The sequence below is a fragment of the Nocardia sp. KT25-26 genome (assembly GCF_056627695.1).
On sequence record NZ_CM152813.1, the window covers coordinates 5,383,417 to 5,408,757 of the forward strand.

General features: G+C 70.2%; 19 protein-coding genes. 10 read left to right on the forward strand and 9 right to left on the reverse strand.

Annotation, left to right across the window (positions count from 1 at the left end):
• The first annotated feature begins 4 nt into the window (after positions 1–4).
• The gene (locus AC1HFH_RS24325; protein WP_480245105.1) at positions 5–2,278 is read left to right on the forward strand and encodes a helicase-associated domain-containing protein; all 2,274 of its coding nucleotides are present in this window, start codon (positions 5–7) and stop codon (positions 2,276–2,278) included.
• 8 nt (positions 2,279–2,286) lie between these two features.
• Here the strand turns inward: AC1HFH_RS24325 and AC1HFH_RS24330 are convergent, their stop codons facing one another.
• On the reverse strand, positions 2,287–2,784 hold the full coding sequence (locus AC1HFH_RS24330) for an LppU/SCO3897 family protein (protein WP_480245106.1): 498 nt from the start codon (positions 2,782–2,784) through the stop codon (positions 2,287–2,289).
• Positions 2,785–3,055: 271 nt separating this feature from the next.
• Here AC1HFH_RS24330 and AC1HFH_RS24335 point away from each other — a divergent pair, with 271 nt between their 5' ends.
• Entirely contained in the window at positions 3,056–3,916 is an 861-nt protein-coding gene (locus AC1HFH_RS24335) for a hypothetical protein (RefSeq protein ID WP_480245107.1), read from the forward strand.
• A gap of 6 nt (positions 3,917–3,922) precedes the next feature.
• Here AC1HFH_RS24335 and AC1HFH_RS24340 read toward each other — a convergent pair whose 3' ends face one another.
• From AC1HFH_RS24340 to AC1HFH_RS24350, 3 genes are read right to left on the reverse strand one after another with little or no spacing between them, the layout of a single operon-like run.
• Positions 3,923–5,338, reverse strand: coding sequence for a M1 family metallopeptidase (locus tag AC1HFH_RS24340; RefSeq protein WP_480245108.1), 1,416 nt, complete (start codon positions 5,336–5,338; stop codon positions 3,923–3,925).
• A 45-nt stretch (positions 5,339–5,383) separates the two neighbouring features.
• Positions 5,384–6,073 (reverse strand): DUF3239 domain-containing protein, encoded by a 690-nt coding sequence (locus AC1HFH_RS24345; RefSeq protein WP_480245109.1) that lies wholly within the window; start codon positions 6,071–6,073, stop codon positions 5,384–5,386.
• Between the two features lie 56 nt (positions 6,074–6,129).
• Positions 6,130–7,803 (reverse strand): DNA repair helicase XPB, encoded by a 1,674-nt coding sequence (locus tag AC1HFH_RS24350; RefSeq protein WP_480245110.1) that lies wholly within the window; start codon positions 7,801–7,803, stop codon positions 6,130–6,132.
• Positions 7,804–8,212: 409 nt separating this feature from the next.
• On the opposite strand from AC1HFH_RS24350, the gene AC1HFH_RS24355 reads away from it, so the two are divergent.
• Entirely contained in the window at positions 8,213–8,857 is a 645-nt protein-coding gene (locus AC1HFH_RS24355) for a LysE family translocator (RefSeq protein ID WP_480245111.1), read from the forward strand.
• 10 nt (positions 8,858–8,867) lie between these two features.
• Here the strand turns inward: AC1HFH_RS24355 and AC1HFH_RS24360 are convergent, their stop codons facing one another.
• Positions 8,868–10,040, reverse strand: a complete 1,173-nt coding sequence (locus AC1HFH_RS24360; RefSeq protein ID WP_480245112.1) for a pyridoxal phosphate-dependent aminotransferase — start codon at positions 10,038–10,040, stop codon at positions 8,868–8,870.
• Between the two features lie 189 nt (positions 10,041–10,229).
• On the opposite strand from AC1HFH_RS24360, the gene AC1HFH_RS24365 reads away from it, so the two are divergent.
• On the forward strand, positions 10,230–10,457 hold the full coding sequence (locus AC1HFH_RS24365) for a hypothetical protein (protein WP_480245113.1): 228 nt from the start codon (positions 10,230–10,232) through the stop codon (positions 10,455–10,457).
• Positions 10,458–10,503: 46 nt separating this feature from the next.
• Here the strand turns inward: AC1HFH_RS24365 and AC1HFH_RS24370 are convergent, their stop codons facing one another.
• Positions 10,504–11,382 carry a sigma factor gene (locus tag AC1HFH_RS24370; RefSeq protein WP_480245114.1) on the reverse strand — a complete coding sequence of 293 codons (879 nt, stop codon included), beginning with the start codon at positions 11,380–11,382 and terminating at the stop codon, positions 10,504–10,506.
• 115 nt (positions 11,383–11,497) lie between these two features.
• Between AC1HFH_RS24370 and AC1HFH_RS24375 the strand changes: the two genes are divergently transcribed.
• Positions 11,498–12,067 carry a GNAT family N-acetyltransferase gene (locus tag AC1HFH_RS24375; RefSeq protein WP_480245115.1) on the forward strand — a complete coding sequence of 190 codons (570 nt, stop codon included), beginning with the start codon at positions 11,498–11,500 and terminating at the stop codon, positions 12,065–12,067.
• A 103-nt stretch (positions 12,068–12,170) separates the two neighbouring features.
• On the opposite strand, the gene AC1HFH_RS24380 is transcribed toward AC1HFH_RS24375, so the two are convergent.
• On the reverse strand, positions 12,171–14,906 hold the full coding sequence (locus AC1HFH_RS24380; protein WP_480245116.1) for an ATP-dependent RNA helicase: 2,736 nt from the start codon (positions 14,904–14,906) through the stop codon (positions 12,171–12,173).
• Between the two features lie 58 nt (positions 14,907–14,964).
• A complete protein-coding gene (locus AC1HFH_RS24385) occupies positions 14,965–16,605 on the reverse strand; it encodes a (2,3-dihydroxybenzoyl)adenylate synthase (RefSeq protein ID WP_480245117.1) in 1,641 nt (546 codons plus the stop codon).
• 74 nt (positions 16,606–16,679) lie between these two features.
• On the opposite strand from AC1HFH_RS24385, the gene AC1HFH_RS24390 reads away from it, so the two are divergent.
• The 3 genes from AC1HFH_RS24390 (at position 16,680) to AC1HFH_RS24400 (ending at position 19,601) form a co-directional block, all read left to right on the forward strand.
• Positions 16,680–17,540, forward strand: coding sequence for an oxidoreductase (locus AC1HFH_RS24390; RefSeq protein ID WP_480245118.1), 861 nt, complete (start codon positions 16,680–16,682; stop codon positions 17,538–17,540).
• A gap of 125 nt (positions 17,541–17,665) precedes the next feature.
• Complete coding sequence (locus AC1HFH_RS24395) at positions 17,666–18,136, forward strand: carboxymuconolactone decarboxylase family protein (protein ID WP_480245119.1); 471 nt, start codon at positions 17,666–17,668, stop codon at positions 18,134–18,136.
• A gap of 373 nt (positions 18,137–18,509) precedes the next feature.
• Entirely contained in the window at positions 18,510–19,601 is a 1,092-nt protein-coding gene (locus tag AC1HFH_RS24400; protein ID WP_480245120.1) for a 3-deoxy-7-phosphoheptulonate synthase, read from the forward strand.
• 402 nt (positions 19,602–20,003) lie between these two features.
• On the opposite strand, the gene AC1HFH_RS24405 is transcribed toward AC1HFH_RS24400, so the two are convergent.
• Positions 20,004–21,317, reverse strand: coding sequence for a salicylate synthase (locus AC1HFH_RS24405; RefSeq protein WP_480245121.1), 1,314 nt, complete (start codon positions 21,315–21,317; stop codon positions 20,004–20,006).
• Positions 21,318–21,456: 139 nt separating this feature from the next.
• Here AC1HFH_RS24405 and AC1HFH_RS24410 point away from each other — a divergent pair, with 139 nt between their 5' ends.
• The gene (locus AC1HFH_RS24410) at positions 21,457–23,886 is read left to right on the forward strand and encodes a glycerol-3-phosphate 1-O-acyltransferase (protein ID WP_480245122.1); all 2,430 of its coding nucleotides are present in this window, start codon (positions 21,457–21,459) and stop codon (positions 23,884–23,886) included.
• Entirely contained in the window at positions 23,883–25,301 is a 1,419-nt protein-coding gene (locus AC1HFH_RS24415; protein WP_480245123.1) for a 1-acylglycerol-3-phosphate O-acyltransferase, read from the forward strand. Before AC1HFH_RS24410 ends, AC1HFH_RS24415 begins: the two co-directional genes overlap by 4 nt.
• Positions 25,302–25,341 lie beyond the last annotated feature (40 nt).

Below are 25,341 nucleotides of genomic sequence, written 5' to 3' on the forward strand. Positions count from 1 at the left end.
CCGGATGACCGCGTCGCACTCCCTGGCCGACTGGCTCGGTGCTCGTACCGATGCCCAGCTGGTGACCCTGTTGCAGCTGCGGCCCGATCTGGCGGTGCCGCTGCCCGGTTCGATGGGAGTGCTGGCCGCCCGCGCGGAACAGCGGGCCTCGGTGCTGCGCGCCGCCGACGAACTCGACACCCTGGAGTTCGGGATCATCGCTGTCCTGGCCACCACCCCGGAGCCGCTGTCCCGCACCGAGCTGATCGCCCGCCTGCCGGGCCGGACCACCAAGACCGCCGCCAATACGGCGATCGACCGGCTGCTCACTCGCGCACTGATCTGGCAGTCCGATACGGCACTGCAGCTGGTACCGGCCGCGGCGGAGGCACTGCCGTGGCCGGCGGAGCTGGCGACCGGACTGCCGGATGCGCTGACCGAATCCGAGGTGCGCGAGGCGCTGACCGGCCGGGACCCGGTGCAGCTCGCCCTGCTGGAGAAGCTGGCCGAGACCGGGCCGCGCGGGCGCACCCGGGATGCCGCCCCGGACGCACCCCCGGACCGGCCGGTACAACGCCTGCTGGCGGCCCGCCTGCTGGACCGGATCGACGACGAGACGGTGGAACTGCCGCCGATCGTCGGCCAGGTCCTGCGGGACGAACCGGTGATCGATCCCCAGGTGCTCACCCCGCCCAAGGTCGACCGCGGTACGCATCCCGCGGCCGAGGTCAATGCGGTGGCCGCCGGCGAGGTGGGTGAACTGCTGCGGCATGCGGGCGATCTGCTCGATGCGCTGGCCCACGGCCCCGCTCCGGCGCTGCGCGCCGGTGGACTCGGGGTACGGGAGGTCCGCCGGCTGGCCAAGCAGACCGGGGTCGACGAGGCGCGGACCGGGCTGCTGCTGGAACTGTTGTACGCGGCCGGGCTGATCGACCACGGCTTCCCGGATCCGCCGCCACTGTCCGATACCGGCGACGATTTCTGGGCACCGACACCGGCTTCGGACACCTGGCGGGACGCGGCTCCGGCGAAGCGCTGGCTGACCCTGGCGCAGGCCTGGTCGGCCCTGGATCGGCTGCCCTGGATGATCGGTCTGCGCGACAGCAGCGACAAACCGCTGGCCGCGCTCACCGAGGAGCTGCGCAACCCGTACGCGGTCCGGGACCGGACCGCAATCCTGCAACTCCTGGCGGAACAGCCCAGCGGCGCGGCACTCGACGCATCCGCCGTGGCCCGGGTGTTGAGCTGGCGGATGCCGCGCTTGCGCCGGCGGTTCCGCCCCGAGGTGGTGCGCAACACCCTGACCGAGGCGGCCGCGCTGGGCATGGTGGGCCGCGGCGCCTTGTCCTCGGCCGCGCGGGCGCTGCTGCACGGCGCCGCGAGCAGCGCGGCCGATGCGGAGGCCGAGATGGCGGCGGCGCTGCCGGAGCCGGTCGACCACGTGCTGGTGCAGGCGGACCTGACTGTGATCGCGCCGGGCCCGCTGGTCCCGGAACTGGCCGACCGGATGGCGCTGGTCGCCGATGTCGAATCGGCGGGCGCGGCGACGGTCTACCGGGTCGGCGAGCAGTCGGTTCGCCGGGCCCTGGACGCCGGCCTCAGCGCCGCGGAGCTGCATGCGCTGTTCGGCACGCATTCGCGGACTCCGGTACCGCAGGCCTTGACCTACCTGATCGACGATGTGGCCCGGCGGCACGGCCGGTTGCGGGTCGGGATGGCCCAATCCTTCATCCGGAGTGAGGATCCGGCCCTGCTGGCCCAGGTGCTCGCCGACCCGGTCGCCGAAACCCTGGCGCTGCGCGCGATCGCACCGAGCGTGGCGATCGCGCAGGCGCCGCTCGGCGAACTGCTGGACGGCCTGCGCGGCGCCGGATTCGCCCCGGCCGGGGAGGACGCCTCGGGCGCCATCGTGGATCTGCGCCCGAAGGGCGCGCGCCTGCCGGCCCGGTCCGCGAGCAGACGGCCGTATCGCCCGAGCCCGCCGACCCCGGACCAGCTGACCGGCCTGGTGGCCGAACTCCGCGCCGGTGACCGGGCAGCGGGCGCGGCGGCCCGGCAGCAGGTCCGTACCGACGGCACCCGGACCGGAGCCGCCGCCACCCTCGCCCTGCTGCAGCTGGCCGCACGCGGCCGCCGGCAGGTGAACATCGACTACGTGAACGCCCAGGGGACCGCGATGCGCCGCATCGTCGAACCGGTTCGGGTGGGCAATGGGCAACTCGACGCCGTGGACTCGGTGACCGGCGCGGTCCGGCACTTCACGCTGCACCGGATCGCGTCGGTCGCCCTGGTCGACTGATCCCGGGATCAGGGGCGGCCGAGGCAGAAGGTCGTCGCGGGCTCCGACACGACGCGGAAGTGGAACGCTTCCGAACTGCAGGCCAGCTCGTTCGCCTCGCCGTCGATCCGTTCCAGCATGCGATAGCTGGCTGCTTCGGACGTGCAGTCCACCTGCAGGGCCGGAGCTGTGCCGCCGTCCGCGTAGCAGGCGCCTTCGGCGAAGTTCGGCGTCAGGCACAACTGGGCGGCGGTCCCGTCCACGGTGCCGTCGAACGCATTTGCCTCGGCATCGCAGTCGGTGCCGGTCGCCGCGATTCGGTAGCCGGCTTCCTCCTGCGAACATTCGGCCGCCACGGCGGTCATCGCGCCCTCGTCGTTGCCGGTCACCTCGACGCACGAGCCGGGCGCCGGAGCCGCCTCCGCATCGTCACCGCCGGAGCATGCCGTCGTAGCCGCCAGGATCGCGCCCGCCGCCAGCGCCGCGGGGACGAGCCGGACCGGCCACTGCTTACCTCGGAAACTCACTGTCAACCTCTCTCGCCGAACTGTTCACGAGAACATGAACGCCGGTGAGGATATGCGAGGATCCGGGCAATGGCACCGGGCGGATCCGGGCCGGCTCACATCCACTGGTTGCCGTACATCCCCAGCAAGGAGAGCATCAGCAAGCGGACCGGCAGATTCGACAGCAGGGACAGTCCGGAGTAATTCAACAGCAACACCTTTCGCCCGGCGCCCGAGCGGCGCCGACTCGCTGGTCTGTCGCAGCGCGCGCCCGGATCGTTACGCTCGGATGATGACCGTCGACGACGTCGCAGCCGAGCTCTACGCACTGGACCCGGCCGAGTTCGTCACCGCCCGTACTGCGCGGGCCGCCGCCGCCCGCGCCGCCGGTGACCGGGAACTGGCGGCGGCGATCACGGCGCTGCGCAAACCGACCCGGGCCGCCTGGACGGTGAACCTGCTGGCCCGGCATGCCGCCGACGACATCACCGCACTCCTGGAACTCGGCGAGGCGCTGCGCCGGGCCCAGCGCCAGCTCTCCGCGGACCGGTTGCGGACCCTGGACGGTCAACGGCGTCAGGTGATCTCGGCCCTGACCGAGCGGGCCGGCCGGATCGCCGCGGAGCAGGGACATCCCGTGGGTGAGCCGGTGCTGCGCGAAGTCGGCCGGACCCTCGGCGCCGCGCTCGCCGATCCCGAGGTCGGGGCCCGAGTCGGTGCGGGCACCCTCAGCACCGCCACCGGATACTCCGGATTCGGACCGGGCGGGCTGGTCGCCTTGGACGGTGGTGCGGGCCGCGCCCCGGCAGCGACCCGGCCCGGCAAGGCGGCGGCTCCGAAAACGTCGGCGGGCACCGAGCGCGAAGAGGCCCGGGCCGATCTGGCGGATGCCGAGGCGGAACTGGAGACCGCCCGGCAGGCCGAACGGACGGCCGCCGAACAGGCCCGGACCGCGGCCGCCGAACTCGCCGCCTGCGACGATCGGATCATCCGCCTGCGCGAGGATCTGGCCGCCGCCGAGGAACAGCGGCGCTTCGCGCTGGCCGCCGAGCACCGGGCACGCACCGAAGCCGGCGCCGCCCGCAGCAGTCTGGAGCGCATACAACGGTGGGTCCGTCGCGCCCGGGTCCGGGTCGAGGCCGCCGACGAATGAACCGGGTCAACCCCCGAGCCGGCCCGGGTAGAGGTGTTCGGGAGCGGGTATCTCCTCGCTGTCCAGCCAAGCCGCGAAGAACTCCGCCAGGTCGGCGCCGGTGCGCTGCCACAGGAACTCCCGGAGCAAACCCATCGACGCATTGCCGTGCCGGTAGGCAGCCAGGAAGTCGCGCAGCACCGGAAAGAACACCGCATCGCCGAGGACCGCGCGCAGGGCGTGCACGAACAGCGGGCCCCGGTAGTAGACCGAGCTGAATTCCCGGCCGGCGCCCGGATCGGCCAACGGCACCTTCCAGAAGTCCGGCTCGTCCCGGAAGGTGGCGATCGTCTCGCGGTACCGGGCATCGACGTCGACCCCGTCGATCCGTTCCGGCCACAAATAGTCGGCCGTATAGGCGGCGAAACATTCGTTCAAGCAGATATCGGACCAGGACTGCACCGAGACCAGGTCTCCCCACCACTGGTGCGCCCACTCGTGCACCACCGTGTTCAGGCCGACCCCGGTATCCGGGTAGACCGGCCGGGACTGGGTCTCCAGCGCGAAGCCCAGCCCGGCATCGACGTAGATGCCGCCCCCGGCGTCGAACGGATACGGCCCGAACAACTCCTCGGCGAAGTCCAGGATCCGCGGCACCTGGCGTTCCAGCTCCGCCGCATGTTCGGTTCCGGGACCGAACCCGCTCAGCAGTTCGGTGCCGTCGGCCCGGCGCTGCTCCAGGAAGGTGAAGCGGTCGATGGCCACCGTGACCAGGTATCCGGCCGTCGGCTGCCGCAGCCGCCAGTTCGTGACGCGCCGGCCGTCCCGGACGACGTCGCCGGTCCGTTCCCCCACCGACATCACCTGCCAATCCGCGGGCACGCTCACCCGCAGTTCGATCGTGGCCTTGTCGCGCGGTGTGTCGTTGAGCGGGAACCAAGTGGCCGCCGAATGCGGTTCACCGACGGCCAGCGCGCCGCCGTTCGGGAGATGAGTCCAGCCCTCCCCCTCGGTATCCGGCATGTCACCCGCGTATTCGACCACCACGGTGAACGGGAGCAGTGCCGTAATCGGGTGCGGCGCGGTCACGGTCAGTTCGTGGTCGCCGGTTCGGACGAACTCGGCCGGGCGGCCGTCGACGGTCACCCGCTGGACTTCGGGTCCTGAGTAGTCGAGGTTGAAGGTGCGCAGGCGGCGCAACGGCCAGGCCCGGATCTCGGTTCGACCGCGCAGCCGATGTGCCCCCGGTTGGTAGTCGATGTCCACTGCGTAGTGGCCGACGTCGTAGCCACCGTTGCCGTCGAGTGGATAGTACGGATCGCCCAGGCCCGGCGCGCCCGGTTCGGGTGCCAATGGTGGCGGCGGAGCCGGCTCCGAGGCCGGTGTGGTCGCCGCGCAGCCGGCCAGCAGCACGGCCAGCATCGGCGCGAGCACGCATCGCATCACAGGCCCCTTCCCGGGCACCGTCGTGGAACAGCTTCGCGGCAATCAGGACGTGCCGCGGGCGGGCGGCTCGCGCAGGTCCTCCGGCAGCTGGTCCGGGTCCAGCAGCAGGCGTTTGGTAGCCGAGCGGCCGACCTTGTCAGCCAGCTCGAGATTGTCGCCGAGCAGCCGCCATTCGGCCTCGCTGATGGCCGCGCCGGCCCGTTCGATCACCGCGCGGTCCGGTGTGCCCCAGGCGATCGGCATCGCACTGACCAGGGGACCGGGCTGGCCGACCGGACGAGGCGCCCGATCGGTTCGGATCGCGACCGCCGGCACCCGTTCGCCGGGCCGAGGATCGTGTCCGGGCAGCGTCCGGACCCGGCGGGTGATCAGCGCCCAGCGGCGGGTCCCCGACTCCGGCTCCGCGACATCGACCAGCGCCAGCAGCACCAGACCACCCGCGGCCGCCTCGGACACCACTGCCGGCACCAGCGGGCCTTCCAGATACAACTTCTCGACATCGGTGCGCCGCGGCGCCCATACCGCGACGGCGAGCGCCGTGATCGCGCCCAGCGCACAGGCGACCGCGAGCAGATACCCCCAGGCGTGACCGGTCCAGATCAGCGCCACCGTCACCAGCGCGGCGAAGACCGCCGCGGCGAAGGCCACCCACCGGAGGCGGCGCAGCGCCGTGGCGATCTCGTTGACCGCCCGGGCGTGTCCGCGGTCCACCACGAATTCGAACCGGCGCACGTTTCCTTCCTAGCACAGGTTGCGGAGAACTTGCCTCCGGTTATCCGGCGGGTCGGCTACTGACCCGTGGCCTCCCCGACAGCCGGACCCAGCAGATCGTCCGCATCGACGATCCGGTAGGCGTACCCCTGCTCGGCGAGGAACCGCTGCCGATGCGCCGCGTACTCGGCGTCCAGAGTGTCCCGGGCAACCACCGAGTAGAAGTGTGCCTGACCGCCGTCCTGTTTCGGCCGCAGCAACCGGCCCAGGCGTTGCGCCTCCTCCTGCCGGGACCCGAACGTGCCCGACACCTGAACCGCCACCGACGCCTCCGGCAGATCGATGGAGAAGTTTGCCACCTTGCTCACCACCAGCACCGGGATCTCACCGGCACGGAAGGCATCGAACAGAGCCTCGCGTTCCTTGTTCTTCGTCGACCCCTCGATCACCGGCGCGTCCAGCGCCTCCCCCAGCTCCGCGAGCTGATCCAGATACGCCCCGATCACCAGCGTCGGGGCGTCCCGGTGCCGGGCCAGGATCGACTCGACCACCGGGATCTTGGTGCGGGCCGTGGAACACAGCTTGTAGCGCTCCTCCGGTTCGGCCGTCGCATACGCCATCCGCTCGGCGTCGGTCAGCGTCACCCGGACCTCGATACAGTCCGCCGGCGCGATCCAGCCCTGTGCCTCGATGTCCTTCCAGGGGGCGTCGTAACGCTTCGGGCCGATCAGCGAGAAGACGTCGCCCTCCCGGCCGTCCTCGCGCACCAGCGTCGCCGTGAGCCCCAGCCGGCGCCGCGACTGCAGATCCGCGGTCATCCGGAACACCGGAGCGGGCAGCAGATGCACCTCGTCGTAGACCACCAGCCCCCAGTCCCGGCTGTCGAACAGCTCCAGATGCTTGTACTCACCCTTCGACTTGCGCGTGATCACCTGATACGTGGCGATCGTGACCGGCCGGATCTCCTTGCGCTCCCCGGAGTACTCACCGATCTCCTCCTCGGTCAGGCTGGTCCGGGCCAGCAGCTCCCGGCGCCACTGCCGACCGGCGACCGTATTCGTCACCAGGATCAGCGTGGTGGCCTTGGCCTTCGCCATCGCCGCCGCACCGACCATCGTCTTGCCCGCACCACACGGCAACACCACCACACCGGAACCACCGGCCCAGAACGAATCGGTGGCCAGCTGCTGATAATCGCGCAGCTGCCAATGACCGCCGGTGAAATCCAACTCGATCGGATGCGCCTCACCGTCTACGTAGCCGGCCAGATCCTCGGCGGGCCACCCCACCTTCAACAGCATCTGCTTGATCCGGCCGCGCTCGGAGGGGTGCACCACCACGGTGTCGTCGTCGATCCGCGCACCCAGCATCGGGGCGATCTTCTTGTGCCGGAGTATTTCCTCCAGCACCGCCCGATCCAAGCTCACCAAGGTCAGCCCGTGCGCCGGATGTTTCACCAGCTGCAACCGGCCGTACCGGGCCATGGTGTCGACGATGTCGACCAGCAGCGGCTGCGGCACCGCGTACCGGGAGAAATTCACCAGGGCATCGACCACCTGCTCGGCATCGTGCCCGGCCGCTCGCGCATTCCACAGCGCCAGCGGGGTGACCCGGTAGGTGTGCACATGCTCGGGAGCCCGCTCCAGCTCGGCGAACGGCGCGATGGCCTGCCGGGCCGCATCGGCCAGCTCGTGGTCGACCTCCAGCAGCAGCGTCTTATCGCTCTGCACAATCAACGGACCGTCGCTCACACCGCCTCCTGTGTTTGTTTGCCGAGCTTCGCTCGGCGTGTTCCGGCCCTCTTCTGCCCAGCGAATCGGCACTCGAGACTCGAGCCTTCGGCTCATGCGCTTTCGAGTACCGATTCGCTGGGCGGGCCGGAACGTCGCTCGTAAGACTCGCTCCGTGCGGGGTTGCGTAGTCTCGGATCGCTCTGGTTCTTGTCGAGTTGGGCCGTATGCCCTGGTCGCGTGGTTTTTGTTCATTGTACGGACCACTACCGACACACCTTCGTGCCCGGCGGTCCAGATCACATATCAGCAACCGATTCACCCAGGGCGACGACTTCCCGCCCCAGCAGTACCACCGACCCCCGCAGTCGTGGCCAGCATCAGGCAACTGGACCGCGACAACCCCGCCCGCACCGGACACACTCGGTTGATGATCCAGACAACAGCGGTCTTCGGGGTCGCGGTGGCGGCGCTCGGCATGGCACTCACCCCGGGACCCAACATGATGTACACCGTGTCGCGGACGGTGGCGCAGGGGCGGCGGGCCGGGCTGATCTCGGTGGGCGGGGTGGCTGCCGGCTTCGCGGTGTATCTGGTCGCCGCCACCGCCGGAATCACCGCCGTTTTCGCCATGGTGCCCAGCCTGTACCTGGCGTTGAAGTTCGCCGGCGCTGCCTACCTGCTCTGGCTGGCCTGGCAGGCGGTGCGGCCCGGGTCCCGTTCGGTGTTCGCGCCGCAGGAACTGCCGGCCGCCTCGGCGCGGCGGCTGTTCACCATGGGCATGGTCACCAACCTGCTCAATCCGAAGATCGCCCTGCTGTACATGGCCCTCATCCCGCAGTTCATCACCCCGGAGGCGGGTGCGGCCTGGTTGCAGAGCCTGTACCTGGGCAGTGTCCAGATCATGGTGGCGCTGTCCGTGCACGCCGTCATCGTCTTCGCAGCCGGAACCATCGCCGGATTCCTCGGTACCCGGCCGCTGTGGCTACGGCTGCAACGCTGGTTCACCGGCACGGTGCTGGCGGGCATCGCCGTCTCGCTGGCCACCGACCGCAGTCGGCCGGTGCCCGCCTGAACACCGACCTTCAGCGTTTTCCGGCCCGCAACCGCCGGACCCCTTCGTCGATGGTCTCGTCCCGCTTGCTGAAGGTGAACCGCACCAGGTGCCGCCAATCATCGGCGGTATCGGCGAACACGCTCAACGGCACCGCGGCGACCCCGAGCCGGGCCGGTAGCTCCCGGCAGAAGGTCAGACCGTCGACCGCCCCGAACGGGCGGATGTCGGCGCAGACGAAATAGCCGCCCGCGCTGTCGTACACCCGGAAACCGGTGTCCGAGAGCGCCTCGGACAACCGGATCCGCTTCTCGGACATGTTCTCCCGCAGCCGGGTCGGCCATTCGTGCTCGCTGCTGATCGCATGGGCCACTGCGGGCTGGAACGGGCCGCCGCCGACGAAGGTGAGGAACTGTTTCGCCGCCAGTAACCCGTCGACCAGCGGGGCGGGGCCGCACGCCCAGCCGATCTTCCATCCGGTGACATTGAAAGTCTTTGCGGCACTGGAGACCACCAGGGTGCGTTCGGCCATCCCGGGCAGCGTCGACGGCGAGAGGTGTTCGCCGCCGTCGTAGACGAGATGCTCGTACACCTCGTCACTGAGGACCAGTAGGTCGTGCTCGGCGGCCAGTTCGGCGATCACCTCGAAATCGGCCCGGCCGAGCACGGCACCGGTCGGGTTGTGCGGTGAATTCACCACCAGCATTCGAGTTCTCGAATTGATTGCGGCACGCAGGCTGTCGTGGTCCAGCACGAAACGATCACCGTCCGGCACCAGGCGGGCGGTCCGGTGCCGGGCGCCGGCCAGTGCCACGGCCGCGGCGTAGGAGTCGTAGTACGGCTCGATCAGCACCACTTCCCGGTCCGGCTCCACCAATCCGAGCACCGCCGCGGCGATCGCCTCGGTGGCGCCGACGGTGACCACGATTTCGGACGCGGGGTCGTATTCGGTCCCGTAGCGCTCGGCCCGATCCGCGGCGATCGCCCGGCGCAGCACCGACATTCCCCGGCTGGGCGGGTACTGGTTCAGGCCGTCGGCGATGGCAGCACGGGCCACATCGAGCATCCCGGCCGGGCCGTCGGTATCCGGGAACCCCTGCCCGAGGTTCACCGCGTCGTACCGGACGGCGAGTTCGGTCATCTCGGCGAAGATCGTCGCTCCGAACGGACGCAAACGGGCGACGGTGGGCGGCGGCAACGGCATCTCCGCAGCGTATCCCAGGCAACCACACCGTTGCCAAAGGATAGCGAACAGCTATGTTTCACAAACGTTTTTCCGTTTTGACCTGCAGTATTGTGCGCTCACTCGAGGTGAGCTAGCCTCGCCGTGTTCTACCTCACACATCACCGGGTGATTTCATATCGCGTGGTGTCATATCGAAAGGGAGGGCTCATGGCCTCACCTCTCATGGAGCTGATGCTGCAGCCGGTCGCAGCAGATGTCGCCGGTTCGGTCCTCGGATTCTTCCGGGAAACCCTCGATCAGGTCTTCAGCACCGGCGATGTCGCCGACAGCGTGACCGGCTCGTCCACCCCGGATTTCGAAGCCGGATCCTCGACCCCCGACATGGATCTCGGTTCGTCGACCGGCGATCACTTCACCGGTTCCACCTACCCCTGATCTGTTCGGTGCCGGTCCGGGCAGCGCGGGCCCGGACCGACACCGCTCACCCCAGCCGCACGCCCGACAGCTTCGTCGGATCCGCGAAATCGTAGGCGCCCCGGATCAATCCGTCGCTCACCGTGAACCCGATCACCCGGGCCGGCCGCCCCAGCGGCGAATTCGGATCGGTACACACCAGTCCCAGCCGGCCATTCACCGCCGCGAACCGAAATTCCAGTGCCTGGTCCCGCTGCTCCGCCCAGCGTTCCGCGCAGTATCGCGCGACCTCCGCCGGACCGGCGATAACCTCGGCAGCCGTTGCCCCATCGCAGATCACGGCGACCTCGGCATGGAACGCCGATCGTACCGCCGCGGCATCCCCCGCGGCCAACTGCCGCAACAGCCCGCGTACCGCATCGGCGTGCACCGACGGTGCCACCGGCTCGGGCACCCCGGTCAGCCGCGTCGCCGCCTCCGCCGCGGCGCCGACCGCTTCGTCCCGGGTGATGCCGAGCAATCCGGCGACTTCGTCGGACGATGCCCCGAAGCCACGGTGCAGCACGAACGGGATCCGCAACTGCACCGGAAGCCCGGCGAGCTCGATCAGGGCGGCCAGCCGATGCTCCGGCTCCCGGGCCACTGCGACCAGCGGATCCGGCGAATCGCCCGGCTCCAGGTCGGTCACGATCGGTTCCGGCAGTCCGTTCGCCGCCGGCTCGGCGCGCCCGGGGCCGGTCAGCCGGTCGATGCAGATCCGCGCCACCTCGGTCGTCAGCCATTCGCGCAGATCGTCGATCTCGGACTGGTGCACTCCGGCCAGCCGCAACCGGCTCTCCGCTACCGCGTCCTCGGCGTCGCCGACCCGCCCGGTCAGCCGGTAGGCAACCGAAATCAAGTGGGCGCGATGGGATTCGAACAGATCGGCGAGCAGCGGGGAAACCATCGGGTCCGATTCTACGGAGCAGCCCGGTAGCAATCGCGCGCGGCCACCCACTGCGGCCGGCCCGGGCCGCCGGAAACGGGATGATCCCTTCGCGCACTCCTGCGAACATCGGAACATGTACGAACGGATCCTGACCGACGGCACCATCTGGTTGAACCGGCCCACCGCCGCCGATATCGACCGGATCGTCGCATGCTGCCAGGACCCGGACATCCAGGGGTGGCTGCCGATCCCGGCACCCTACGAGCGCGGCCACGCCGAGGACTTCCTCGATCGCACGGTAGCGCCCGGGTGGGCGGGCGATGCACCGATATGGGCTGTCCGGACGGCGCCGGGCGGGGACCTGCTCGGGACTATCGGCCTGAGCGGCCGCAGCACCGGAGCCAGGGAGATCGGATTCTGGATCGATCCGGCGCATCGGCGACGGGGACTGATCCGGCGAGCAATCGCCTTGGTCTGCGAATTCGGTTTCGCCGCGGAAGGCCTTGCCCTGCAGCGGATCAGCTGGCGCGCCGTCGTCGGCAACCATGCCTCCGCCGCAGCGGCGCGAGGCGCCGGGTTCCACTACGAAGGCCTGGCCCGCCTCGGCAGCGAACACCGCGGCACCAGGTGCGACCATTGGTCCGCAGCCCGGCTGGCCACCGACCCGCCCGGCCCCGCCACCGACTGGCCCGCCGGGATCTGAGTCCGCCCGGGGCCGGGGCCGGACATCGGCCGGTTCCCTCGGCCGGGCATGCTTCGAACAGCGGACGCGCAGGTCCGCCCCCGGTCGAGTGCGAACTGCGCGACTATCCCCGCGCCCTGCGCGCGGTGCCACGGTGCGCCGGCACGGTGGCCGGATCCTCCGGCCAAGCGTGCTTCGGGTAGCGGCCGCGCAGGTCCGCCCGCACCTGGGGCCAGCCGTTGCGCCAGAACGAGGGCAGGTCGGCGGTGACCGCGACCGGCCGCTGCGCCGGGGACAGCAGGTGCAGTACCGGTGCGGCCCGGCCGTCGGCGAGGTGCGGCGTTTCGGTCCAGCCGAAGATCTCCTGCACCTGCACCGCCAGCACCGGCGGGTCTGCCGAATAGTCGACCCGGATCCGGCTGCCGGACGGCACCGCCAGGCGTTCCGGGGCCAGTTCGTCCAGGCGGGCCGCGGCCGGCCAGGGCAGCAGGCGCCGCAGTGCAGCGCCGGCGTCGATCCGAGCGAGGTCGGCGCGGGACCGGGCGGTGGCCAGTTCGGACCCGAGCCAGGCATCCGGGTCCGCCAGCAGGGATTCGTCGTCGACCGCCGGCCAGGGGGCACCGAGGGTGCGGTGCAGGAAGTCCAGCCGGTGCCGTAACGCGACCGCGTCATCGTCCCAGCGCAGCAGGGCCGGCCCCGCGGCGTGCAGCCCACGGCGAACCGCCGCGGCGAGCAGCTCCGGGTCCGGCTCATGCAACGGCCGTTCACCGAGCACGATGGCACCCAATCGCTCGACCCGGCGGGCGACGACACCCCCGTCGCGCCAGTCCACTTCCTCGGTGACCGCGATCAACCCCGGCGCGGCGCGGCGGGCCAGCTCCTCGTCGGCTACCGCCGCCAGCCGGATTCGCCCCTCCGACCGGCCCGGATCCCGGTCGGCTACCGCCACGGCCAGCCACTCGGCGTCGCCGAGCCCCGACCCGGGCGGCAAGGTCACCGCGGTACCACCGGCCAGCAGATAGCTCGACGAACCGGGCGCCCGGCGGCGCGCCAATCGCTCGGGCTGCGCCAGGGCGACCACCAGCGCGAAGTCCTCCCCCGCCATCGAACCCGCTCCGAGGGCCGCCTCACCCCCGGTTCCCCGGGGAGCATCCACCGGGCGGGAACGGCCCGACTCACCCGACCGTCGGGTCCCCGCCGACCCGCGACCTGCATTCACCCCTGCCGCTGCCCGGCCGACCCCGGAACCGGCGGCCGAAGACGTGGCCGCCGGTTCCGAACTACTCGTCCGCTGCCCGTCAGTGGAACGGGGATCCGCAGTGTTGCGCCCCCGCGGCCCCGACCGCCGCACACCGGCCGAACCGGAGTCCGCCGCTTCCGGCTGGTGCGGCCCCGGCGGCCGGGCATCGGCGACCAGGCGGTGCAGCCGGGTGGCTTCCCGGGACCAGCGGGCCGGTCGGTCCCGGCGCAGGGCGGCCAGGGCCGTGCCGATATCGGTGGCAGTGACCTGGGAGCTGTCGTCCAGCAGCGCGACGACGTCGGCGGCGGTGCGCGGTCCGATCGCGGCGGCACCGTCCAGGAGGGCACGGGCCAGGCGCGGATGCAGGCCGAGCGCGGTCATCCGGCGGCCGCGTTCGGTGATCCGGTCGGCATCGTCCAGCGCGCCGAGTGCGCGCAATACCTTGCAGGCCGCGGCGAGGGCACCGGCAGGTGGTGCGTCCCACCAGGCCAGGCCCGTGCCGTCGGGTGTGCCCCAGCAGGCCAGTTCGAGGGCGAGCCGGGTCAGATCGGCGGTGCGGATCTCCGGTTCCGGATAGGCCGGCAGGGTCTGATGCTCGTATTCGGGCCAGCACCGCCAGACCCGGCCGGGTGCCACACGCCCGGCGCGTCCGGCCCGTTGTTCGGCCACGGCGGCCGACACCCGGACCGTCGCCAGCCCGGACAGGCCGCGTCGATGGTCGATGCGGGGCACCCGCGCCAGCCCCGAATCGACGACGGCCCGCACACCCGGAACGGTCAGGCTGGATTCGGCGACGGAGGTCGCCAGCACCACCCGCCGGCGGGGCCCCGGACGCAACGCCCGGTCCTGAGCTGCGGCACCCAACCGGCCGTGCAACGGGACGACGTCGATATCGGCGAGATCGGCCAGCAGCCCGGCGGTGCGCCCGATCTCACCGGCGCCCGGCAGGAAGGCCAGCACATCGCCCTCGGTCTCGGCCAGGGCCGCGCGCACTGCCCGGGCCACCTGCGCTTCGGCACGCTCCCGGGCTTGTGCGGCCTGGTAGCCGATGGTCACCGGGTGGGTGACCCCCGGCACCTCCAGCACCGGGGCCGGGGCGTCGTCACCGAGCAGTTCCGCGAGCCGGTCGGCGGCCACGGTGGCCGAGGTCGCGAGCACCCGCAGGTCCGGGCGCAGCCCCGACCGGGCATCCAGCAGCAGGGCCAGCAGCAGATCGGCGTCGAGGTGGCGTTCGTGGCATTCGTCCAGGACTACGGTGCCGACCCCGGCAAGCTCCGGATCCTGCTGCAACCGCCGGACCAGCAGCCCGGAAGTGACCACTTCGACCCGGGTCCGGGCGCTCACCTTGCGGTCACCGCGCACCGCATATCCGACGGTGTCACCGACCCGTTCGCCGAGCAATTCGGCCATCCGCGCGGCGGCGGCCCGAGCGGCCAGCCGCCGCGGCTCGGCCACCACCACCCGCCCGCCGTCCTGCCGGGCGAGCGCGAGCGGAACCAGCGTCGTCTTCCCGGTCCCGGGCGGCGCAACCAGGACACCGGTGCCGGATTCGGTCAGCATCGACACGATCCGGTCCAGCGACCCGGTGACCGGCAACTCGGGATAATCCGGTTTTCTCATCGGCGAACAGTGTGCGTGTCCGGCCAGGCACGGCACAACGCAGCCCACCCGCCCCGACTCAGCCGTATCGAGCGACCAGCGCTTTCTTGTCGATCTTGCCCACGGCGGTGACCGGCAGGGCGTCGTCTCGGTGCAGGACGTCCGGCAGCTTGTACGGGGCCAGCCCGCGTGCGGTGAGGAACTCCTTGACCTCGGTCAGCGTGGGCAGTTCGCCGGTGACGACCAGGACGGCACACACCTTCTCGCCCAGCACCGGATCGGGCAGGCCGACCGCGGCCGCATGCCGGACGGCGGGATGGGTGAGCAGATGTTCTTCCAGCTCGTCGCAGGAGACGTTCTCGCCACCCCGGTTGATCACGTCCTTGATCCGCCCGCTCACCACCAGGTGCCCGGTCTCGAGGCGGCGCACCAGATCACCGCTGCGGTAGAACCCGTCCGGGGTGAATGCGCGGGCATTGTGCTCGGGTGCCCGGTAGTAGCCGTTGATCGTGTACGGCCCCTTGGTGAGCAGCTCACCTTCCTCGCCGGGTGCGACGTCGCTGCCGTCGGCGTCGACCACCCGGACCAGGTCGCCCGGGGACAGGGGGCGCCCCTGGGTGGTGCACACCAGTTCGTCGGAGTCGTCGAGCCGGGTGAAGTTGAGCAGCCCCTCGGCCATCCCGAACACCTGCTGCAGGCGGCAGTTCAGTGCGGGCTGCACGGCCCGGGCATTGACATCGGCCAGCCGGGCCCCGCCGACCTGCAGCAACCGCAGCGAGCTCAGGTCGGCTTCCTCCCATTCCACCGCGGCGCTCCACAGCTGGGCAAGCGGCGGCACCACGGCGGTCACGGTGACGCCGAACCGTTCGATGGCGGCGAAGGCGTTCTCCGGGCTGGGATCGGCGACCATGGCCAGTGCGCCACCGGTGGCGACGGTGCCCAGGATGCCGGGGCAGGCCAGCGGGAAGTTGTGCGCCACCGGCAGGGTCGCCAAGTAGACGTCGCCGGGCCCCAGTGCGCAGACCTCGGCGGAGGCGGTCGCGTTGTAGACGTAGTCGTCGTGGGTGCGGGCGATCAGCTTCGGCAGGCCGGTGGTGCCGCCGGAAACCAGCATGAGCGCGATATCGGCCGGATCGACCTCCGGCAGCGTTTCACCCGCCCGGGGCACCGTGGCGAGTGCGGTGAATTCACCGGGATCGCCGTGTACGAGCACATGACGCAGGCCGGGCACCGCCTGCTGCACCTGCCGGGCCAGCTCCCGGTAGTCGAAATCGCCTGCCCGGTCGGCGATCACATAGGCCACCGCCTCGGACAGTGCGGTCAGGTGTTCGATCTCGGCGCGCCGGTGGGCGGGCAGGGTGAGTACCGGGATGATGCCGGCCCGCAGCAGGCCGAACAGCACGACGGCGAACTCCGGCGTATTCGGCAACTGCACCACCACCCGGTCGCCGGGGCGGATCCCCAGCGCCAGCAGGCCGTGCGCCATCCGGTCGGCCTCGGCATCCAGCTCGGCGTAGCTGCGGTTGCCTGCCTCGGTCAGCAGCGCGGGCCGGTCCGGCTGGTGCCGGGCAGTGGTGCGCAAAAGGTCACCGAGGGTGCGGCCGGTCCAGTAGCCGGCGTCCCGGTAGGTCTGCGCATCGGATGCCGGGAACGGCACGAAGCCGTCCCGATGGCCGGAACCGGTGGATGTGGTGGTCACGATCTGCCTCACAGAACTCATGGCGGCTACCTATAGGTTAGGCAACCCTATCTCATCGCCGGGCGCCGGACGTGCGGGCTGTCTAGACTCGCGGCATGAGCAGGTGGGATCGCATCGATATACCCGACCAGACCGGCCGCATCTTCATTGTGACCGGCGCCAACAGCGGCCTGGGGGCCGCAACCGCGCGAGCCCTGGCCGACGCCGGGGCACAGGTGATCATGGCGTGCCGCAACCTGGCCAAGGCCGCGGCGGTGGCCGACGAAATCGGCGACCGTGCCGAGGTCCGGGAACTCGACCTGGCCAACCTCGAATCGGTCCGTGCGTTCGCGGCCACCGTCGATCGCGCCGACGTCCTGATCAACAACGCCGGGGTGATGGCACTGCCGCTGCGCCGCACCGCGGATGGCTTCGAAATGCAGTTCGGCACAAATCATCTCGGTCATTTCGCACTCACCCGGCTACTCCGCGACCGGATCGGCGACCGGGTGGTCACCGTCTCCAGCTACGCACACCGGATCGGCCGCATCGACCTCGACGACCCCAACTACGAACGACGCCGCTACGACCGCTGGGCCGCCTACGGACAGGCCAAGCTGGCCAATCTGATGTTCGCGTTCGAGCTGCAGCGCCGCTTCACCGCCGCCGGCTCGGCCACCATCTCGGTCGCAGCGCATCCCGGGTATGCGGCCACCGAGCTGCAGTCGCACACCGAATCGGTCCAGGATTCGGTGATGGCGCTGGGCAATCGGCTGCTGGCGCAGAGCGCCGAACAGGGTGCGCTGCCGACCCTGTACGCCGCCACCGCCGATGTCGAACCGGGCGCCTTCTACGGACCCGACCGATTATTCGGCATGCGCGGGCACCCCACCCGGAGCGGCTGTTCCGCGGCCGCCCGGGACACCACGGTGGCGCGGGACCTGTGGGAGTTGTCGGAACAGTTCTGCAAGCTCTGAGTCAGCCGTGACAAAGCCGGAATCACCTGTGACCACAGTCACATTCCCGGTTGTCACACTCGGCGCTGCCGCCTCGTCGTCTCAGTGAACCCGGAAGGGAACACCGCACGACGAAGGAGCATCCGATGGAACACCGTTTCGACCTCCAGAACAACAAGATCGCCGCCGCCTTCACCCGGCGACTCGTCGCCGCCGGCCAGGTGGTGTCCGAGTCCTCGCTGCCCACCTCGACCTACGAGCTGGTGAAGCTGCGCGCCTCACAGATCAACGGCTGCAGCTTCTGCGTCGACATGCACGCCAAGGATCTGGCGCACAGCGGCGAATCCGCGACCCGGATCAACCTGGTCGCAGCCTGGCGGGAGGCGAACGTCTACACCGAGGCCGAGCGGGCCGCGCTCGCCCTGACCGACGAAGCAACCCGGATCGCCGACGGCGGCGCGGTTTCCGACGACACCTGGGACCGGGTGCGCAAGCACTACGACGACGAGCAGATCGGGGCACTGATCGGGGCCATCGCCGTGATCAACGCCTTCAACCGGCTCAACGCCATCGCGCACACCCCGGCCGGGGATTACGTAGCCGGGCAGTGGGGCTGATTGCCGCCGACTGCCGCTGCCGGCCCCGCGTCCTTCGACCTGACTCGCCCGGGGCCGCAAAACCGTCCGCACCGGCACCGCGACCTCCGGGCGGCACTCCCCACAGAGCCGGGACGGTGGTCGCGGACCGGCCGGCCGTGCTCCGGCATCGCTGTGAGGGTGCTCACCCGCCGACGGCCCGGCCGCCACCCGCCCGCACCCGGCTGGTACTGTTCGGTCCATGCAGCGCGTGTATTTCTGGTTTAGCAAGCCGGCCCTGGGTGGGTCGGTCTGCGACACCGTGCGCTGACTTCTTCCACCCGGAGCCGGATGACCGGCTCGACGGATTCACGAATTCCGGTGGGTCGGCCTTCGCAGAAAAGGATCCCACCTGATGACCACCGCAGCCGATATCGATGCGCGCAACGCGGATCTCGACGACCAGCGCACCCTGAGCGTGAGCCCGTTGCGCTCGCCGGCCGAGGTGCGCACCGTGCACCCGATCACCGATGAACTCGCCGATACCGTGCGGGCGGGCCGGAAGGCCACCGTCGATGTGCTCGACGGCACCGACGATCGCCTCATGGTGATCGTCGGCCCCTGCTCCGTGCACGATCCGGCGGCCGCGCTCGACTACGCGCGCCGGCTCGCCGCCAAGGCCGCGGAGGTCTCCGATCGGCTGCACGTGGTGATGCGGGTGTACTTCGAGAAGCCGCGCACCACCCTGGGCTGGAAGGGCCTGATCAACGATCCGCATCTGGACGGCTCGTTCGACGTGAACACCGGCCTCGGCATCGGCCGCAAGGTTCTGGTGGACATCACCGCGCTCGGCCTGCCGGTGGCCTGTGAGTTCCTCGACCCGATCACCCCGCAGTACATCGCCGACCTGGTCTCCTACGGCGCCATCGGCGCGCGGACCGCGGCGAGCCAGGTGCACCGCCAGCTCTCCAGCGCGCTGTCCATGCCGGTCGGCATCAAGAACGGCACCGACGGCGATGTACAGGTGGCCGTCGACGGTGTGCGGGCCGCCGCCGCCAGCCACGTCTTCCCGGGCACCGACCTGGACGGCCGGTCCGCGCTGATCCGGACCTCCGGTAACCCGGACTGCCATGTCATCCTGCGCGGCGGCAGCAACGGCACCAACTACGACGCCGCCTCGGTGGCCGAGGCGAAGCTGCGGCTGGAGAAGTCGTCGCTGGCGCAGCGGGTGGTCGTGGACGCCAGCCACGGCAACAGCCGCAAGGACCACCGCCGTCAGGTGGATGTGGTCACCGATATCGCCGACCGGCTCGCCGCCGGTGAGGAAGGCGTCGTCGGCGTGATGCTGGAGAGCTTCATCGAAGCCGGCCGCCAGGACCTGACGCTCGGCAAGGCCACCGAGCTCACCTACGGGCAGTCCATCACCGATGCGTGCATCGACTGGGATACGACCGCCGCCCAGCTCGACCGCCTCGCCGACGCCGTTGCGGAGCGCCGCAAGCGCTGATTCACGGTCCGCCCGGATGTGTTGGAACGCATCCGGGCGGTGTGGTCGATTTCTCCCGCATGTCCGAGTCTTATTCGCCGACTTTGTCTTCAGTGATATCCGCCACGTAATGTGATCGATACCTCCCCTCGAGGGGCGATGGACCTGCGGTCCAGACATCGCGCCCAGGGAGGAGGTGGTGGGAGATGGCGAAACATCGCCGGAAGAAGAGCGAAACCCCGGTCGACTACGGCATCATCTTGGCCGTTGCTGCCATGATCGCCGGGACGCTCGTTGCGGTCCGCCGAGCGCGGGCCAGCTGACCCACCCGGTGGGGAGTCGTAGACAGCGGCGCTCCACCTCTCGGCATCACTTTCGTGACATCGCCCATGATAGGCGATATCGCTCGATCCGCATAGCGAACTACGCCTTCACCACGTACGGCGCAACACTGCCCAGCTTCTCGCAGGTCTCCTCGAATTCACGTTCCGGCCGTGACTGTCCGACGACGCCGGCACCGGCACGCAGCCAGGCACCGGCACCGTTCTGATAGACGGCACGCAGCACCAGGGTGGCCTCCATCGCACCGTCGGCCGAGAATGTCACTACGGCACCGGAATACAGGCCACGCGGATCGTGATCGTTGCGGAAGACCGAGTCGACGCCCTCCCGCTTCGGGATGCCGGAGGCGGTCACCGAGGGGAACAGCACCTCCAGTGCATCCCAGGCGGTGCGCCCCGGGGCCAGCTGCCCGCGCACGGTGGACGCCAGATGCTGCACGCTGCCGCGTTCCCGCACGTCCATGAAGTCCGACACCGCGGTGCTGCCGGGTTCGGCGACGGCGGCGATCTCGCCGAACGAGGTCTGCACCGAGATCGCGTGCTCGACGATCTCCTTCGGATCGGCGAGGAGTTCGGCCCGCGCGGCGCCGTCCACCGCGGCACCCCGGCCGAATGCCCGGGTACCGGCCAGCGGTTCGGTGGTCACCACCCGGTCGGTATCCACCGAGGCCACCAGTTCCGGGCTGAACCCGGCGGCTTCCAGGCCGCCCAGGCGCAGCAGGAACGAGCGGGCCGGGGTGTTGGCGGCGCGGCCGAGCCGGTAGGTGGCCGGTACGTCGACGGCGAAGGGTAGATCGACCTTCCGCGAGAGGATCACCTTCTGGTACTGCCCGGCACGGATCTCGGCGACGGCATCGGCCACCCGGTCCCGGTATCCGGTCGGGTCGATCCGGATATCCACCGGATGCGCATTCGGCAGCTCCGCGCCCTGCGATTCGGCGATCAGCTCGTGGATCTCGTCGACCTCGGCGGGCGTAGCCCCGGTGATCTGCACCCCGTCCGCCGCGAACCGCACCTCGAGGCGCGGGATCATCAGATGGGCCAGTGGAGTCCGGGTATCGACATGGTCGATGGCAGCCAGGGCCCAGGCACAGAACTCGAAGCCGATCCAGCCGTAGGCGGTGCCCTGCCCGGCCTGCAGTTCGGCGAGTGCGGCGTCCAGGGTCGCCGCCGGGCTGCCGCGCCAGGCCCGCACCGTGGTCTCCCCGTCCCGGACCAGCCGGAGTTCGTGGGCATCCAGCTCCACACTGCCGAGGGGGTCGGCTGCGAAGACCCATTCACCCGGCCGCTCGTACATCACGTACTCGCCGAACCGGTCGGCACCGGCCAGCCGGGACATCGCTGCCGCCGGATCCGTCACATGCTCCGCGCGTACGCGCTGCTCCGTGCTCGACAACGATCCTCCAAGGTAAAGCTGACCTAACTCTAGCCGGTAAGGTTAGCATTACCTGGGCAATGGCCCCGGAAGCGCGCGACATACTGCCCTGTTCCCCGATTGCCATCGGATTCACCGACCCGGGGGTTTGAATGGAACCATGATCGGTGAGCAACGCGGACCACGCACCAGCCACCCCCCGGAATCGATCGTCGCACTGGTCGACTCGACCTCCGGAGTGGAACGCGACCTCGTCGGCCGCTGGATCGCCACCGGCGGCCTCGCCGCCGAACTCGGCACCGACGCCCCGGTCACCCAGCTCGACCTGGACGCCGCCGCGGTGACCGAGCGACTGGTCGGCCGCACCGACGACCCGCTGGTGGTGCCGATCCGGGTGCTGTGGCTGCCGCCCGAGCGTGACGGAGTGCGCCGGGTCACCTTCGCCGACCTGGCGCTGCTCACCAACCCGCGCAAACCCAACCGGCTCGCCCAGCGCCGGCTGCTGCGCACCGCACCCGACCGGCACCGGGTCCTCACCGGCGCCCCCGCCCGGCTCAGCGACCTGCGCGCCAACAACCCCGCCGCCACCACGCTGCTGCACACCGGTTCGACCGAACCGTTCGCCCGCGCCGTCGTGCGGGCTGCCGTAGTCGCCCTGGAGCGCGCCGAACGGACCGTGATCGGTGACCGCTACAAGGTTCCGCAACTCGTCGCCGAGGAGATCCTGGACTCTCCCGAATTCCAGCGACGGCTGGAATTCATCGCCGACGAGTTCGACGAGAGCCCCGACGAGGTGTTCCATCGCGCCGAGAAGGCGCTGCGCGAGCTGGTCGCCTCGCAGAGCCGATTGGTCTCGGATCTGTTCACCCAGGCGATGCGGCCGATCCACGCATCGACCTGGAAGGTCGATACCGATCTCACCGGCCTGGACGGTCTGCGGGAACTCAATCGCCGCCACCCCCTGGTGTTCCTGCCCTCGCACCGGTCCTACGTCGACGCGTTCGTCCTGGGCGATGTGCTGGCGCGCAACGACTTCCCGCCCAATCATGTGATCGGCGGCGCCAACCTGAGTTTCTGGCCGATGGGGCCGATCGCGCGCCGCACCGGCACCGTCTTCATCCGGCGCAGCTTCGGCGACGACGAGGTCTACAAAGCCGTGGTCGAGGAGTACTTCGCCTATCTGCTGGCGAAACGCTTCAACATGGAGTGGTATTTCGAAGGCGGGCGCACCCGCACCGGCAAACTGCGCCCACCCCGGTACGGGCTGCTGAACTACCTGGCCGCCGCGGTCCGGGAGAATCGAGTCGACGACGCCATGCTGGTGCCCGTCTCGATCACCTACGAACGGCTCAACGAACTCGGCGCGATCGCCAGCGAGCAGGTCGGCGGCGGCAAGAAGGCCGAGGGCCTGACCTGGCTGGCCCGCTATGTCCGCAATCAGCAGCATTCGGCCGGCCATGTCTATGTCCGGTTCGGTGCGCCGTTGTCGGCACGGGAGCGGCTCGGCGCACACGGTGATCCGCTCCGACCCCGGCCGACGATCATCCCATTGCACGACAGCGGCACCGGCCGCGGCCGCGACACCCGCGACGCCGAATCGGATGCCGTCGCCGAGACGGAACGAAAAGCCGTGCAGCGGTTGGCCTTCGATGTGGCCGTCGGGATCAACGCGGTCACCCCGATCACCCTCAATGCGTTGGTGACCCTGGTGTTGCTGGGCGTCGAACGGGCTCTGACGCTGCGCGAGGTGCGCACCGTCCTGGACCCGGTGCTGGACTACATCGGCGCTCGCGGACTCCCGGCCGGCGAACTGTCGGCACTGCGCGAGGAACAGGGCCTGCTCGTGGTCCTGGAGCAACTAGCGGTGGCCAAGGTGGTGACCATCTACCGAGGCGGGCTGGAACCGGTGTACAACATCGAACAGGGCGCCCACCTCGAGGCCGCGTTCTACCGGAACAGCGCGGTGCACTGGTTCGTCAATCGCGCCATCGTGGAACTGGCGGTGATCGCGGCGGTGGAGCGCTCCGCCGAGGACCCGCTCGCGACAGGCAACGGCGAGGCGCTGGCACTGCGCGATCTGCTGAAATTCGAGTTCTTCTTCCCGGACCGGGCCGAGTTCACCGAACAACTGCGAGCCGAGATGAAACTCATCGACCCACGTTTCGATACCCGCGGCGAGGACGAACGGCTCGGCACGTCCGCCCTGGATGCCCTGACCGAGTCCGGTTTCATCATGTCGCACCGGGTGTTGCGCTCGTTCTTCGATGCCCAGCTGGTGGTGGCCGAACGCCTCGCCGATCAGCCACCCGACGCCGAACTCGACCGCGCCGAGTTCCTGGAATCCTGTGTCGCGGTCGGCCGGCAGATGCTGCTGCAACGCCGGTTGCACAGCCCGGAATCGGTGTCGACCGAACTGTTCTCCGCTGCTTGGAAACTCGCCGCCAACCAGCGTCTGATCGCACCGGCGCCACCAGGTGCGGAGGGCGAGCTGCGGGCCCGGCGACTGGCCTTCGCCGACCGGCTGCGCGAAATCGGCGCCCGGATCACCGGAGCCGCAACCCTCGACCCGTCGAATCAGGCACTCCGGTGACCGCGCTGGATCGGCTCATCACCGAAATCGGCGACGGACCACAGGGGCCCGGGATTGCCGCAGCATTCGATTTCACCGGTGCGGTCGCGACCCGGCCGCCGGGCGAGCGGGGACGCCGTAGCGATCCACTCCGCGGACCGCTACGCGCCGGCCTCGGCACCGACCGGGAGTTCGACCGGTTCCTGCGCGCAGCGGCCCGATCGTGGGCCGGACTCCCGGAAACCGAACTGGACGCCCTCGGCGAGCGGCACTTCCGGGCGGAGACCTACGAGTGGCTGCACCCGGAGGCCTGGCGGCTGATCCGCGCGCACCAATTGGCCGGGCATACCGTCCTGCTGGTCGGCTCGCTGCCCCGCTGGTACGTGGCTCCGGCCGCTGCGGCGCTCGGCGTCGACCGGGTGCTGTGCACCGAAATGGCCGCCACGGAGGGTGTGCTGACCGGAATGCCGGCGGACACCCCGCTGTGGCGGGCGGCGAAGGCCGCGGCGGTCCGGACCTGGGCGACGCAGGCCGGTGTCGACCTGCACCGTAGTTATGCCTACGCCGGTACGGCCGCCGACCTGCCGCTGCTCGAGGCGGTCGGCAATCCGATAGCTGTCGACCCCGACCGCACACTGAACAGCTGGGCCACCGGCAACGATCATCCGATCTGCCGGTTCCGGCCCCGGCGCCGCGCCCGAGCCATCGATTACCTGCGCACCGTCGCGGGATTCGCCGCGCTGCTGGCCGGCGCCTCGGTCGGCGTCGTCCGCACCGCACACACCCGCCGGCGGCGCCCGATGGCGGACGCGATGATGGCCGATGCGACCACCATGGCCCTGCGGGTGCTCGGCGTACGGCTGCGGGTATCCGGTGCCGAACACGCCCGCGCACCCCGACCCGCCGTCTTCGTGTTCAACCACCAGAGCCAGTTCGATGTGATCGTGCTCCCGAAACTGCTCGCCGGCGGGGTGACCGGCATCGGGAAGAAGGAACTGGTCCGCAATCCGGTGTTCGGTCCGCTCATGCGGTTCGCCGGGGTGACCTTCATCGATCGGGCCGATCCGGCCCGGGCCCGGGCGGCGCTCGCCCCGGTGGTGCACACCCTGCGGGACGGACTGTCGGTGGCGATCGCCCCTGAAGGCACCCGCTCCTACACCCCGGGGCTCGGACCGTTCAAGAAGGGCGCGTTCCACCTGGCCATTCAGGCCGGGGTGCCGGTGATCCCGGTGGTGATCCACGATGCCGGCGAAATCGTGCCGCGCAATGCGATGGTCGCCCGGCCCGGGACGGTGGACGTCACGGTGCTGCCGCCGATCGATGTATCCGGCTGGAACCCCGACCATCTACACGACCGGGTCGCCGAGGTTCGGCGGCGCATGGAAGACGTCCTGGTACACCCGCCTCGCGAAAGTGATCCACCACACACTACTTGACCTCAATATTTGTTCAGGTTTCAGGATGGAGTCGTCGCCG